Source organism: Clostridium sp. Cult1 (assembly GCF_021655095.1).
In the GTDB taxonomy this organism is placed as follows: domain Bacteria; phylum Bacillota; class Clostridia; order Tissierellales; family Tepidimicrobiaceae; genus Schnuerera.
The window spans coordinates 911,747-925,133 of record NZ_PPXW01000001.1 but is presented as its reverse complement, the minus strand read 5'-3'; the positions used below and the strand labels follow the sequence as shown (position 1 = coordinate 925,133).

Below are 13,387 nucleotides of genomic sequence, written 5' to 3'. Positions count from 1 at the left end.
TTCAGACCTAATATTATCACAAAAATAAAGTGGATGTGATATACTATAGAATGGATTAAACGCTAATATAGATATATAGACAGTAGGGGGATTGAAATACTATGAAAATGCTAATAGTTGATGACTCTAGATTTACTCAATTGACAACATCAAAGCTATTGGAAACATATATTGAAGACTTGGATATTGCATTTGCTAAAGATGGGGAAGAGGGATTCAACAAATACAAGGAATTAAAACCGGATTATGTGTTTGTCGATTTACTTATGCCTAACATAAGTGGACAAGAATTGATAAGGCTAATAAAGGATTATGATAAAAACTCAAAAATATTCGTAATTTCAGCTGATATACAGAAAAATGTAAGAGAGGAAATTGAATCCCTTGGTATAATAGAATTTATTAACAAGCCTTTTACTGGAGAAAAGGCGAAATCGGTAGCAGAATTAATTAGAGGTGATACCCATGAATGAAAATGATCTAAGCTATGATATATTAAAGGAGATATTCAATATTGGTGTTGGGAAAGCTGCTAGCATGCTTTCGGAAATTGTAGGCAAAAAGATAATATTGGATATTCCCAATATAATCATAGTAGAATCAGAAGAGCAGAATAAGGATATAGGCAAACACTTTTCTGCATTACCTCAAGGCGCATTGATGGTTTCCTCAATTAAATTTGAGGAGAAGATAACTGGTGAAGCCAATCTACTTTTTCCAGCTAATAAGATGAGAAGCTTTATAAATCTATGTATAGATCAACCAGAATATATGGGTTGTGATGATCTGAACTTTACCGATATGGATTTTGATATTATAAGAGAAGTAGGAAATATTATACTAAACTCTATAGTAGGAGAGCTTGGAAACACTTTCCAGGTAAGTCTTAAATATACTCTTCCTGAGGTAAAATTGTTTAATGCTGATAAATTTAAAAGGAATTTAAAAAGCCAGGAAGATCTTTGCATATTGCTACTTTTTATTAGCTTTATAATAGAGGATGTTAAAATAGAAGGAGCTGTGATAATCAATTTAACCTTAGATTCCTTAAATGAATTGATGGAGATGACAAAGAAGATGGAAGATGATCTTAATGGATAGGACATTATTTGATATATTAAATCATGTAAATGAAGGTATCATAATAACAGATGACCAATTGAATATAATATTTTGGAACACCCAGATGGAGTTTTTAACTAATATAAAACAGGAAGAAGCCATAGGTTTCAACCTATATGTAAAACTACCAAATATAAACAAAAATTACTTTAGAGAATCTATAAACTCTGTTATAGAGAAAGATTATAAATATTTTTTTTCCTCGTCTATTCATGAAGGTTTAATATCGGACACCAGAGAAGTAAATGTAAGAGTCAACGGATTTGAAATAGATAATTCAAAATATGTTATCATCGAATGCATAGACGTTACCAACCAAATACTTAGAATCAATCAACTAAAAAAATATAGCAATGAATTATATCTGCTAAACAAACAATTGAGGGAAAAGGAAAAGGAAATAGAAAAATTAGCCTATTATGACCATCTTACTGGCTTAGCCAATAGAACGCTTTTTTATAATATGGCAGATAAATTTCTGGAAGAAGCAAAAAGAAATGGTAGCAAATTGGGATTGATGTTTATAGATATAGACCATTTTAAAAGAATAAACGATATGTATGGGCATAAGGTAGGAGATCAGGTATTAGTGGAGGTTGCTAATTTATTAGGAAAAAGCACCAGAAAATACGATATTATATCTAGGCATGGAGGAGATGAATTTTTAATTCTACTTCCCAATATCAAACACTATTCCAACTACAGGATTGTTGCATCTAGAATATCTAATGCAAATAGGAAGATCATAGTTTCAGAGAATGTGGAAGTGCATATTTCCTTAAGTATAGGGGTTAGCTTTTATCCAAAGGATGGAAACACCATTAATGAGCTAATATCAAAGGCAGATAAGGCTATGTATTGTGCCAAAAATAGAGGCGGAAATGGATGTATTCAATATCTTGCCAGATAAAAACTATAGTATATTGATGTTACTAGAGTTTTTTTAGTAATCTTATTATCAAGTAGGCTATGCCAGACCCAGTCAATATACCTACAGGAATTCCTCCAAAAAAAGTAACGCCAATAATAGAACCTACAATAATACCTGTAGTGGCTGAAGGATTGCTATCCATTAGCTCCAGCCCCTTAGCTGCAATTATCACAATAAAAAGACCACTTAGTAGGGATACTAGTCCTTCAATGCTTAGCCAATCCTTAATATCAATGGAAACCATATCTTTTTCAGTTTGAATGATTGGCATAAGCATCCATATCATAAGTAAGATCAATCCACCGTTTAGGAAAATATTCTTATCTAGTTTAAGCAAATAGGTCCTATCTAAAAAGGATAATGCTAAAACTATGATGCCTCCTAAAAACAAGGCTTTGTTGTTCCCAATAGCTGCAATACCTATTAAAAATACCAATATTATTCTATTAACCACAGGCATCTCCCCAATAATAAACTAACTATTCCTATAGTATATTCCCAATCCTTTCATATGATGAATGGATCATACGAAAAATCTATACTAAAGGTTTAGCTATAGATATTTCATATTTTACTTTGCATATTTTCATATATATAATACATGTTGATTGATAAATAGAAGGATACAGTATCCACTTTGTATATGAAAGGAGAAAAGCCATGGATTTACCAAAGATATTTGACGAATTTAGCGAAGCTAGGAGGGATTCCTTTATAAGGGTAAAGGAGTACAAGGATTCGGGAAAGCATATAGTAGGAACCTTCTGTACCTTTACTCCTGTGGAAGTAATATATGCAGCAGGGGCCTATCCCATATCCCTATGCGGCATGAGCGATGAAACCATCCCCGATGCAGAAAGAGATCTACCAAAAAACCTATGTCCCCTCATAAAATCTAGCTATGGATTTGCACTAACGGAAAAATGTCCTTTTACCTATTTTGCAGATATAATAGTAGGTGAAACCACCTGTGATGGTAAGAAGAAGATGTATGAATACCTAAATCAGATAAAACCCATGCATGTAATGCAATTACCCCAAGCTACAGATAGAGACCATGCCCTAGCAGTTTGGAAAAGTGAAATTATACTATTAAAGGAAAGATTAGAAAAAGAGTTCAATGTCAAAGTAACAAATGATGATTTAAGGCAAGCTATAAAGAAGTGCAACGAAGAAAGGCGAGTATTAAAGGAACTTTACTCCTTAAGCAAGGAAGATCCTGTTCCAATAAGTGGAATGGAAGTTCATACTGTTTTACACGGAGCTTCCTTCACCTTTGATAAGGACGAACAGAATAAAAAAGTAATGGATATAGTAAAGGGATTAAAGGAAGAATCAAAGGATGAGGCCAATAGTAGAGGACCGAGAATTTTAATAACTGGCTGTCCAATGGGAGGGGTAGCAGACAAGATCATACCTATTATAGAAGATAGTGGAGCAGTAGTGGTATGTTATGAAAATTGTAGTGGTATAAAGGAAAAGGTACGATTAGTAGACGAAGAAAAAGACCCAATAGATGCATTGGCTGAAAAATATATAAATGTTGGCTGTTCCGTCATGGCACCAAATGACAATAGGATAGAATTATTATCGGAACTAATAGATGAATATAAAGCTGATGCAGTAATAGATGTTATTCTACAAGCATGTCATACTTATAATGTAGAAACTAGAAGGATAAAGGATTTTGTTACAAATGAAAAGAAAATTCCATATATGAGCATAGAAACGGACTATTCAGAAACAGATAAGGGGCAGCTACAGACTAGAATAGCAGCCTTTTTAGAGATGCTATAATCATATATAATAAGAAAAACATCTTCAATCAGATTGAAGATGTTTTTCTTATTATAGGGTGTTGTACAAAGTGCTGAACATAGTTGCATGTTCTAGCTCATCTACCATAGCAAAATAAAAAGTGTCCCTTATCAATTTATCCATAGTAGAAAGCTGAATATCTCTATAAAACTCTCCTGCTTCAAGTTCATCCTTTAGAGCCATCAATATACCTTCCTTATAACTAGAGTATACAACAGGAGTTATAGTATATTGGGGCATATGCCCTGTTAAATAACAGTATAGCCTAGTAAAAGCATGTAAATGCTCTAATTCATCATCACGCGCATGTTCAATAAACTCCCTATGCAATTCATCTGGAGCATCTTCCAGCAATCTCGTATAGAATTCAGCAGCAGTAGCCTCTCCTACTATAGCCTCATAGATGAATTGGATTATTTGATGAAAGGAATAGGGGCCTAATATAGGCATCTGGGGTATTTGAACATTATAATACATGAGGAACCCTCCTAAAATATATGTTTTCTATACTTATAATATAAAATTTAGGATTAAATGTGACTAAAAAGTTGATTTTGTATGGAGCAAATTATTGCCTTAACACCCACGGTATATAATTTGAAGTATCTATTTTCTGTATTTTATAAAATATATTTAGGAAAACGTTGACAAAACAATCCTTTATATCGTATACTTTATATGTAATGGATTACATTGTTGAATTTTCAATGTTATAGACGTATTATTCGATTATTTTAGGAGGTAAATATGCCAACTATTTCAGATGTTGCAAAGGAAGCCAATGTGTCAGTAGCGACAGTATCACGTGTCTTAAATAATCACAGTTCAGTAAGACCTGAGACCTATGAGCGTGTACATAAGGCTATTGAAAAACTTTCCTTTGAACCCAATATGTCAGCGAGAAATTTAAGAAGAAATGAAACTAGAGTAATACTCATTGTAACACCGAATATAACCAATCCTTATTATGCACATATACTTACTGGAATAGGTGATAGAGCAAGGGAATATGGATATAGTGCCTTAATATATAATACTGCTGGCAACGAGGCTAGAGAAAAAGAAGCCTTAGAAATGCTAAAAAAGAAAAAGGCAGATGGTGCCATACTTCTAGCCTGCAATGTGAATTCTATATGGATAAGAGAGTATGCTGATAAATATCCTATAGTCCATTGTTCTGAATATATACCTGATTTAGATATACCCAGGGTATCGGTTGATAATTATAAGGCAACACAGGATGTTATGGAATATATAATAGAACTTGGGCATAAAAGAATTGCCACAATTAGCAGTTCAAACAATTACATCTCTACACATCTAAGGCTTAAAGGATATAAGGATACTTTGAAAAAACACGATATTGAGGTAAACAATGATTATATTGTTTTAGCAGATGACGAATATTCATTTAAGAGTGGAAAAGCTGCAGCATATAAATTGCTAGATCAAAAAATAAGGCCGACAGCTATATTTTGTATTTCAGATACTATAGCCCTTGGGGCCATTACAGCAGCTAAAGAACTTGGCCTTCAAGTACCCAAGGACCTGACCGTCGTAGGCTTTGATGATGTTGATGATACAACTAAATTTCATCCATATATAACAACTGTAGCCCAACCTTGTTATGAACTTGGAGAAGAATCCTTTAAGATTTTATACGATTGTATTAATGATACAAAAGATATGAATAAAGAGGTAATACTTTCCCATAAGTTTGTAGTGAGAGAATCGTCGGCACCATTTGTTAAACGCTATCATGAAAAAGTATAAATAATTATGAAAGGAATGATTTAATGAAAAGGATAATCGGAGTTAATTCAAATACTTATCATGGATATAGCATAGGAGAAGCAATAGCGGGAATAAGTGAAGCGGGATTTAAATACATTGAACTAACAGCCACTAAAGGATGGACAGAGCATGTATTTCCTACTATGACATTCGAAGAACTTCATAAAATAAAAGATAATCTAGAAGATAATGGTCTCATCCCCATCTCTTTAAGTGGGCATAGCAATTTAATGGATAGAAGTCGTTTAGAGGATTTTATATTTAATATGAAGCTTGCTAATTTCTTTGGATGCAAATATATTATCTCTTCAATAGGTGAAGCTCATCTTGAAGATAAGGCGGAGGTTTCTGATAGTGAAGTAGCCGAGCATATTAAAGAGATTGTACCTTATCTTGAAGAATATGATTTAAAACTAGGTTTAGAGAATCATGGAAAGCATGCTACGGGAAGACAATTAAAGTCGATCGTTGAGTTGGGAAATTCTCCTAGGGTTATGATAAATTACGATACAGCCAATGCAATATTTTATGGAAATGTAAACTTAGAAGAGGATATAGACTCTTGTATAGATTTGATTGGCCATATTCATTTAAAAGATAAAGCTGGTCCCTATGATGAGTGGAACTTTCCTCAGCTAGGAAAGGGTTATGTTGATTTTAAGATGATACTGGATAAATTAGAAAAAGCTAATAACAATTGTCCATTAAGCATAGAAATTGAATTTACTGAAGAAGGTGCAAAGGACCTTAATGAAGTAAATGGAGCAGTGAAAGGTTCTTTTAACTATTTGAAACAACTTGGAGTAAATATTTAATCATAGTACTAGGGTGACTTTTGGGGGGAGATAAATGTTAAGGATTGGAATTGTTGGCTTGGGAGGTATGGGTATTGTTCATTACAAGAACTACCTTCATATTGATGGATGTGAAGTTGTAGCAGCTGTATGTAATTCAGAAAGGAGTAGAAAGAAAGCTAAAGAGTTTAATTTAACTCCTTATGATGATGTTAGATCCATGGTTACTAATGAGAATATAGATGTGATAGATATTTGTACTCCAACCTATCTTCATAAGAAATATGTAATAGAGAGTTTAAACTTAGGAAAACATGTTATTGTGGAAAAACCTATTGCTTTACATAAAGAAGACGCCCAAGAAATGTTTGAATTAGCAGACAGAAAGGATTTACTTCTGTTCGTTGGACATGTAGTACAATTCACAAAGGAAACTGAGATCCTTAGAGATGCAGTAATAAGCCAAAAATACGGCAAAGCTTTAGATGGATATTTTAAAAGATTAACGGCAAGACCTCAATGGACTAAAGATGGCTGGCTTTTTGATAAGAATAAAGGTGGAGTACTTCCTTTCGATCTCCATATCCATGATTTGGATTTGATCATCAGTCTCTTTGGGACTCCAAAGGACTATAATTTTTCAAGTTGTGGAAGAATGGAGTTGGACTATAAAGAGGCATATAGATTTAACTATGAATTTGAAAATTTAAATGTAACAGCTGAGGCCGCTTGGTATAATGCAGATTATCCCTTTACTGCAACCTGGCGTATATATTTTGAAAGGGCTGTACTAGAATATGATGGTGTAGATCTTATACTATATCAACCAAATAAAGAGCCATTCTATTACGATTTAAAAGAAGAAGTTGTTATATCTACTGGTATAAACTTGCCTCCAACAGGTATGTTTTATAACCAGCTATCACATTTTATATCTTGTATAAATCAAGGTATTCCATCAGATATAGTATGTGGTAGGCAAGTAATTAAAGATATAGAGATTTTAGAAGATATACTGAAAAGAGAATAAAAGATACTGATGAAATATTATAAAAATTTTTACCTTTAATGTAATGGATTACATTTTAAAACTATATGCAACATAATTGATACTTTATTAATGGATATTATTGTTTTAATTTGAGATTAGCTGGGATCAAATGATCTGCAGTTAATATAAATTGAGATTAATTATTTCAAGGAGGTTATTTTATGAAAAAAACTATTGTATTAATTTTAACACTAGTATTAATTTTGACATCCTTAACAGGTTGTACTACAAAGCAGGCTGGAGGAGGAGCAGATAAAAAGTACAAGATAGGTATTCTTGCACCAGCAGTTACACATGGGTGGGTAGCAGCAGTAGCTTATCATGCAGAGGCCCGTGCCAAAGAACTATCTGATGAGATTGACTATCAGATACAGACAAGTAATAATGCTGAAGAAATGACAGCACAATTAGACGATTTAATGACCTGGGGAGCTGACGCAATTGTAGCATTTCCACAGTGGGTAGGGATGGAAGAACCAATACAAAGAGCCTTAGATGCTGGTATTGAAGTAGTAAACTTTGATATTGTTATAGACCTAGATGGAGTTTATCGAGTTTCAGGAGACAATGAAGATATGGGAGTACAGGGTGCCCATTATATCGTGGATAAAGTTGGCACAGAAGGGACAGTGGTTATGTTAGAAGTACCTTCATCTGGATCAGTTTCCGAACTAAGAAAAAAAGGTTTTGTGGATACTATAGCTGAAATAGCACCAGACCTAGAAATTATTACTTATGCTACACAATTTACACGGGAAGATGGATTGAAAGACTTTGCCGATATATTGACAAGCAATCCTAAAATTGATGCAGTGTATTCGATGGATGATGAAACCTCTATTGGTGTATTGCAGGCCATAGAAGAAGCTGGAAGGACAGACATAAAAGTTGTAACTGGCGGTGGTGGTATGCAAGAATACTTTAAAATGATGCCTGAGAATGAAGATATTTGGATACAATCAGCTCTATATAGCCCTGCTATGGTAAAAGATGCTGTAGATGTAGCGCTTAAAATACTTAAAGGTGAAGAGGTCTCAAAAGTTACAGTTATTCCAACAACTGTTGTAGACAGAGAAAACTACGAAGAATTCCTGGATGAAAATTCGCCATACTAATTTTTAGAATGAATTAAGACTCTATAGAAAAGTTTGTTAGGAAAGGTTATGGCATTGTCATAACCTTTCCCATATAAAAGGAATGGGTGTGATTTCATGAAACTTGAGATGAGAAATATATTTAAATCATTTGGAAGCAACGAAGTTCTTAAAGATGTATCAATTTCAATAAATGAAGGGGAAATATGTGCACTTATTGGTGAAAATGGGGCAGGAAAGTCAACCCTAATGAATATATTGGGTGGAGTATTAAAAATGGATTCAGGTTTAATATATTTAGACGATAAAGAAGTAGAGTTTAATAAGCCTGCTGATTCATTAGACGCAGGGATAGCATTTATCCATCAAGAGCTAAATCTCATCAATGATTTACCCATTTATGAAAATATGTTTTTAGGTAGGGAAATCAAGACAAAAAGAGGTAGATTGGATTTAGAGAAGATGATTAAAGAAACGGAGAAGATATTTGAGAAAATAAATGTGGACCTTAATCCAAAGACTATGGTCCGGGATTTAGATACTTCTTATAAGCAAATCGTTGAGATATGTAAAGCTATAATGATGAATGCTTCTATTATCATTATGGATGAGCCAACCACTTCATTGACTGAGCCTGAAATAGAAAGAGTTTTTAATATGATGAGGACATTAAAAGAACATGGTGTTGGCATCATATTTATCTCACATAAACTAAATGAGGTCATGGAAATCTGTGAAAGGTACATGGTATTAAGGGATGGAAAACTTGTAGCAGAAGGAGAAGTTAGCCAAGTAAATACCGATGATTTAGCACGTTTTATGGTAGGATATGATGTTAGAACAGAACAATTTTCTAGAGATAAAAGCTTAGGGGATGAAATATTACGGGTAGAGAATCTGACCCATCCAGATGCTTTTAGAGATATTAGCTTTTCTGTCAAGAAGGGAGAAATTTTAGGTGTAACAGGCCTTCTAGGTGACGGACGAAGCGAGCTTTTTAGATCTATCTTTGGAGCAGAAAAATTTTCGTCTGGAAGAATATACTTAGATGGCAAAAAAATAAATACATATAGTACTACACAAGCCCTTAAGGAGGGGTTAGGATACCTTCCTGGAAATAGGAAAGAAAATGGAATTATAAAAGATATGAATATTTTTGAAAATGCTTCAGTTGTAACATGGCCTAAGTATGCAAAATATGGTGTTATCGATAAACAAAAACATAAGGAGATGTTTGGAGAACAAATTAAATCCTTACGAATAAAGTTGGAAAAGGTAACCGACAGCATCAATAGTCTATCTGGTGGGAATCAACAAAAGGTGGTTTTGGCAAAATGGCTTTCATCAAATCCAAAAGTTCTTATTTTAGATAATCCTACCCAAGGTGTGGATGTTGGAGCAAAAGAAGATATTTATGATATTATTTTAGAACTTGCTGAAGAGAATATTGCTATTATAATTCTTTCAAGTGAAGCACAGGAAATCATCCGTCTATGTGACAGAGCTATTGTTATGTATCATGGTAAAATACAAGGAGAAGTTTCAGGCGAAAACATGAATGAACACGATATTATGAGATATGCCACAGGTGGGGAGTTAAGAATAAGCCAAGAGGAGGGAATGGAACATGCTTAAAACTGAGAATAAAAATAAGAAAAGTTTTATAGAATGGTTTAAACATAGATGGACAACAGAACCACTATTTAGTACTGCTATAGCGCTTTTGATAATGATTGTAATACAAACGGTAGTTTTGGGATTTGATTATGATTCCTTTGGCAGTTGGTTTAGCTCCTGGATTAGAAATTGGATTAATATACTGAGAAATAATGCAGGTGTTGGGATAATATCCCTAGGAATGACCTTTGTTATCATTTCTGGAGGTATAGACCTTGCAGTAGGATCTACATTGGTAGCCGTTGGAGCAATAATCATGATGCTTATCGATACAGGACCTAAGGGTATATTAGCAGGTATTGGATTAACAGGGGCTCCTGCTTTTGCAGTTGCAATATTAATAGCGATCGCCATCGGATGTTTATTCGGTACAGGGATAGGTTTACTGATTACTAAGGGCAAGATACCCCCATTTATTGCAACTTTAGGGGCTATGAAGATTTTCAGAAGTTTAACACAGCATTTTATGCAAGGTTACAATCCTACGGTGCCTAAAGGTTTTCTTCAAATATCCAGCTTTAAAATAGGGAACTTAATGTTGATGCCAATTATCTATTGGGCAATTGCTGCATTTATTTTAAATTATGTCTCCAAACGAACGGTTTTTGGAAGACAGGTAATAGCAGTTGGCTCCAATGAAAGGGCAGCAAAACTCTCTGGGATCAATGTAGTAAAAGTAAAGACTAAAGTATATTCACTTATGGGTGTTCTTGTAGCTATAGCAGCTATTATTCAAGTATCCCGTATTGGATCTATGGACTTTGCTAATGCAGGAAGTGGAAGCGAGATGGATGCTATTGCTGCTGCTGTAGTTGGTGGTACTAGCATGAGTGGTGGCAAGGGAACAATTATTGGTACAGTTTTTGGAATGCTGATCATAGCTGTTATGAATAATTTACTAAATTTATTTGGTGTGCCACCATTTTTGAGAGAGGCATTTAAAGGGATGCTTGTAGTATTTGCTGTACTTCTCCAAAGGAAGGAAGAATCTTAAAATGGAGGGGATAATATGTTAAATATAGGGATTGTTGGATGTGGAAAGATAGCACAAGTAAGACATATACCTGAATACATGGATAATAAAAATTGTAAAGTTGTGGGTTTCTATGATAGGACTTTTAGTCGGGCAGAAGAAATGGTGCAAAAATATGGTGGGATAGCCTATAGATCCTATGAAGAACTTCTTGATAATAAGGATATAGACGCTGTTAGTGTTTGTGTTGCAAACCATCTCCATGCAGAAATTACTATAGCTGCTCTCCGTTCAGGCAAACATGTACTTTGTGAAAAACCAATGGCCACTACCATAGAGGATTGCGAACTAATGGTTAAAGTAGCTGAAGAAACTGGGAAAAAACTCCTTATTGGACATAATCAACTGCTTACACCAGCTCATAAAAAAGCAAAAGAGCTAATAGACAATGATATCATTGGAGATATATTAACCTTTAAAACTACATTTGGACATAGCGGTCCTGAAACTTGGAGTATAAATCCAGGGGCTAATACATGGTTCTTCGATAAAGATGCTGCAGTAATGGGTGTTATGGGGGATTTAGGCGTTCATAAAACAGATTTAATCAGATTTTTAACTGGTGAAACCATTGTAGAGACTACAGCTAGGCTTGTTACTTTAGATAAAAAAGATCCAGAGGGAAGACTTGTAGGAGTAGATGATAATGCTTTTTGCATATACAAACTTGGCAACAATATAATGGGAACTATGACTGCTAGCTGGACCTACTACGGGCCTGAAGATAATAGTACTATTCTATATGGTACAAAGGGAATAATGAGAATTTACGATGATCCAGATTATTCAATAAAAATCCTGCTTCATAATGGAGAAAAGATTTATTATGAAATCGAGAGCATTCAAACTAATGTTAAACAGTCGAAGTCTGGAGTTATTGATTTATTCATAGAAAGTATCATAGAGGATAAGGAAACAGAGCTTTCAGGTAAAAACATATTAGGTTCCATGAGAGCCATATTTGCTAGTATAGAATCATCTAATAAAGGAAAAACAGTCGCCATTAAACAGGATTAAAGGGGGATAAATATATGAAACTTGGATTTGTTAGTGCAATATTGGCTAATTATAGTTTTGAAAAATTAATAGATACAGCAAGTGAACTAGGGTATAAATGCGTTGAAGTAGCATGTTGGCCAAAAGGTAAATCAGAGCGAAGATATGCTGGAGTTAGTCATATAGATGTTGAAAATATAACTGATAAAGAAGTGAATTATATAAATAATTATTGCAAAGAACGGAATATTGAAATCTCCTCTTTGGCCTTCTATCCTAATACCATAGGGAATGATATGGAAATGAGAAACAGGAATGTATCTCATTTATATAAAGTAATAGATGCTAGTGCAAAACTAGGAATCAATATGGTAACTACCTTTATTGGAAGAGATCAATTCAAAACTGTTGAAGAGAATATAGAATTGTTCAAGGAAGTTTGGATTGATATTATAAACTATGCAGAAGAAAAGAATGTAAAAATAGCTATTGAAAATTGTCCTATGTTGTTCGATAAGGGGCAATGGCCTGGTGGACAGAATTTATTCACATCACCAAAGATATGGAGAGAATTATTTGAAATAGCCCCAAATAAAAATTTTGGCATTAATATGGACCCAAGTCATTTTGTTTGGCAGAAGATGGACTATATAAGTCCAATCTATGAATTTAAAGATAGAATCTTTCATGTCCATTTCAAGGATATTAAATTATATCCTGATAGACTCAAGGAAGTCGGTACTATGGCATATCCACTTGACTATATGAGTCCAAAGCTACCAGGATTAGGAGATGTAGACTGGGCTGCCTATGTATCTGCATTAAATGATATAGGATATAGAGGATATGCTTGTATAGAAATTGAAGATAGAGCCTTTGAAGACAGTGAAGATAGGGTTTTAGACAGTTTAAAACTTTCAAAAAAGTATTTAGAACAATTTGTAATATAGCACTAGAGAATAACAGTACAACAACTTCATTGGCAGGTTAAAACCTCTTATGTAATATTATATTACAAGGAGGTTTTTTCATAAGGTTTCATCCTCATTTTCATCAGCTTCAGACTTTCTTTTTTTG

Annotated in this window: 14 protein-coding genes; 12 read left to right on the top strand and 2 right to left on the bottom strand. The window is 33.9% G+C overall.

Going from position 1 to position 13,387, the window contains the following annotated elements:
* Positions 1-101 precede the first annotated feature (101 nt).
* From C3E89_RS04410 to C3E89_RS04400, 3 genes are read left to right on the top strand one after another with little or no spacing between them, the layout of a single operon-like run.
* A complete protein-coding gene (locus C3E89_RS04410) occupies positions 102-473 on the top strand; it encodes a response regulator transcription factor (RefSeq protein ID WP_236911276.1) in 372 nt (123 codons plus the stop codon).
* Positions 466-1,101, top strand: coding sequence for a chemotaxis protein CheC (locus C3E89_RS04405; protein ID WP_236911275.1), 636 nt, complete (start codon positions 466-468; stop codon positions 1,099-1,101). Before C3E89_RS04410 ends, C3E89_RS04405 begins: the two co-directional genes overlap by 8 nt.
* Positions 1,094-2,032: a sensor domain-containing diguanylate cyclase gene (locus C3E89_RS04400; RefSeq protein ID WP_236911274.1), complete on the top strand. Its 939-nt coding sequence runs from the start codon at positions 1,094-1,096 to the stop codon at positions 2,030-2,032. The genes C3E89_RS04405 and C3E89_RS04400 overlap by 8 nt, the downstream gene beginning before the upstream one ends.
* A gap of 22 nt (positions 2,033-2,054) precedes the next feature.
* On the opposite strand, the gene C3E89_RS04395 is transcribed toward C3E89_RS04400, so the two are convergent.
* Positions 2,055-2,507, bottom strand: coding sequence for a DUF441 family protein (locus C3E89_RS04395; RefSeq protein WP_236911273.1), 453 nt, complete (start codon positions 2,505-2,507; stop codon positions 2,055-2,057).
* A 206-nt stretch (positions 2,508-2,713) separates the two neighbouring features.
* Here C3E89_RS04395 and C3E89_RS04390 point away from each other — a divergent pair, with 206 nt between their 5' ends.
* Positions 2,714-3,850 carry a double-cubane-cluster-containing anaerobic reductase gene (locus C3E89_RS04390; RefSeq protein ID WP_236911272.1) on the top strand — a complete coding sequence of 379 codons (1,137 nt, stop codon included), beginning with the start codon at positions 2,714-2,716 and terminating at the stop codon, positions 3,848-3,850.
* 51 nt (positions 3,851-3,901) lie between these two features.
* Here the strand turns inward: C3E89_RS04390 and C3E89_RS04385 are convergent, their stop codons facing one another.
* The gene (locus tag C3E89_RS04385) at positions 3,902-4,348 is read right to left on the bottom strand and encodes a ferritin-like domain-containing protein (RefSeq protein WP_236911271.1); all 447 of its coding nucleotides are present in this window, start codon (positions 4,346-4,348) and stop codon (positions 3,902-3,904) included.
* Positions 4,349-4,618: 270 nt separating this feature from the next.
* Here C3E89_RS04385 and C3E89_RS04380 point away from each other — a divergent pair, with 270 nt between their 5' ends.
* The 8 genes from C3E89_RS04380 (at position 4,619) to C3E89_RS04345 (ending at position 13,260) form a co-directional block, all read left to right on the top strand.
* A complete protein-coding gene (locus tag C3E89_RS04380) occupies positions 4,619-5,644 on the top strand; it encodes a LacI family DNA-binding transcriptional regulator (RefSeq protein ID WP_236911270.1) in 1,026 nt (341 codons plus the stop codon).
* 23 nt (positions 5,645-5,667) lie between these two features.
* Positions 5,668-6,480, top strand: coding sequence for a sugar phosphate isomerase/epimerase family protein (locus C3E89_RS04375; RefSeq protein WP_236911269.1), 813 nt, complete (start codon positions 5,668-5,670; stop codon positions 6,478-6,480).
* Between the two features lie 34 nt (positions 6,481-6,514).
* Positions 6,515-7,489 (top strand): Gfo/Idh/MocA family protein, encoded by a 975-nt coding sequence (locus tag C3E89_RS04370; protein ID WP_236911268.1) that lies wholly within the window; start codon positions 6,515-6,517, stop codon positions 7,487-7,489.
* Between the two features lie 182 nt (positions 7,490-7,671).
* A complete protein-coding gene (locus tag C3E89_RS04365) occupies positions 7,672-8,625 on the top strand; it encodes an ABC transporter substrate-binding protein (protein WP_236911267.1) in 954 nt (317 codons plus the stop codon).
* A 96-nt stretch (positions 8,626-8,721) separates the two neighbouring features.
* Positions 8,722-10,239: a sugar ABC transporter ATP-binding protein gene (locus tag C3E89_RS04360; protein ID WP_236911266.1), complete on the top strand. Its 1,518-nt coding sequence runs from the start codon at positions 8,722-8,724 to the stop codon at positions 10,237-10,239.
* Complete coding sequence (locus tag C3E89_RS04355) at positions 10,232-11,275, top strand: ABC transporter permease (RefSeq protein WP_236911265.1); 1,044 nt, start codon at positions 10,232-10,234, stop codon at positions 11,273-11,275. Before C3E89_RS04360 ends, C3E89_RS04355 begins: the two co-directional genes overlap by 8 nt.
* 15 nt (positions 11,276-11,290) lie before the next feature.
* Positions 11,291-12,331, top strand: a complete 1,041-nt coding sequence (locus tag C3E89_RS04350; protein ID WP_236911264.1) for a Gfo/Idh/MocA family protein — start codon at positions 11,291-11,293, stop codon at positions 12,329-12,331.
* Between the two features lie 14 nt (positions 12,332-12,345).
* Entirely contained in the window at positions 12,346-13,260 is a 915-nt protein-coding gene (locus tag C3E89_RS04345) for a sugar phosphate isomerase/epimerase family protein (protein WP_236911263.1), read from the top strand.
* Positions 13,261-13,387 lie beyond the last annotated feature (127 nt).

What these genes read in the sequence shown, in the direction of transcription:
- C3E89_RS04390 (WP_236911272.1), top strand. Translation starts at nt 2,714, where the DNA reads ATGGATTTACCAAAGATATTTGACGAATTTAGCGAAGCTAGGAGGGAT.
- C3E89_RS04410 (WP_236911276.1), top strand. Translation starts at nt 102, where the DNA reads ATGAAAATGCTAATAGTTGATGACTCTAGATTTACTCAATTGACAACA.
- C3E89_RS04380 (WP_236911270.1), top strand. Translation starts at nt 4,619, where the DNA reads ATGCCAACTATTTCAGATGTTGCAAAGGAAGCCAATGTGTCAGTAGCG.
- C3E89_RS04345 (WP_236911263.1), top strand. Translation starts at nt 12,346, where the DNA reads ATGAAACTTGGATTTGTTAGTGCAATATTGGCTAATTATAGTTTTGAA.
- C3E89_RS04370 (WP_236911268.1), top strand. Translation starts at nt 6,515, where the DNA reads ATGTTAAGGATTGGAATTGTTGGCTTGGGAGGTATGGGTATTGTTCAT.
- C3E89_RS04375 (WP_236911269.1), top strand. Translation starts at nt 5,668, where the DNA reads ATGAAAAGGATAATCGGAGTTAATTCAAATACTTATCATGGATATAGC.
- C3E89_RS04355 (WP_236911265.1), top strand. Translation starts at nt 10,232, where the DNA reads ATGCTTAAAACTGAGAATAAAAATAAGAAAAGTTTTATAGAATGGTTT.
- C3E89_RS04360 (WP_236911266.1), top strand. Translation starts at nt 8,722, where the DNA reads ATGAAACTTGAGATGAGAAATATATTTAAATCATTTGGAAGCAACGAA.
- C3E89_RS04365 (WP_236911267.1), top strand. Translation starts at nt 7,672, where the DNA reads ATGAAAAAAACTATTGTATTAATTTTAACACTAGTATTAATTTTGACA.
- C3E89_RS04350 (WP_236911264.1), top strand. Translation starts at nt 11,291, where the DNA reads ATGTTAAATATAGGGATTGTTGGATGTGGAAAGATAGCACAAGTAAGA.
- C3E89_RS04400 (WP_236911274.1), top strand. Translation starts at nt 1,094, where the DNA reads ATGGATAGGACATTATTTGATATATTAAATCATGTAAATGAAGGTATC.
- C3E89_RS04385 (WP_236911271.1), bottom strand. Translation starts at nt 4,348, where the DNA reads ATGTATTATAATGTTCAAATACCCCAGATGCCTATATTAGGCCCCTAT.
- C3E89_RS04405 (WP_236911275.1), top strand. Translation starts at nt 466, where the DNA reads ATGAATGAAAATGATCTAAGCTATGATATATTAAAGGAGATATTCAAT.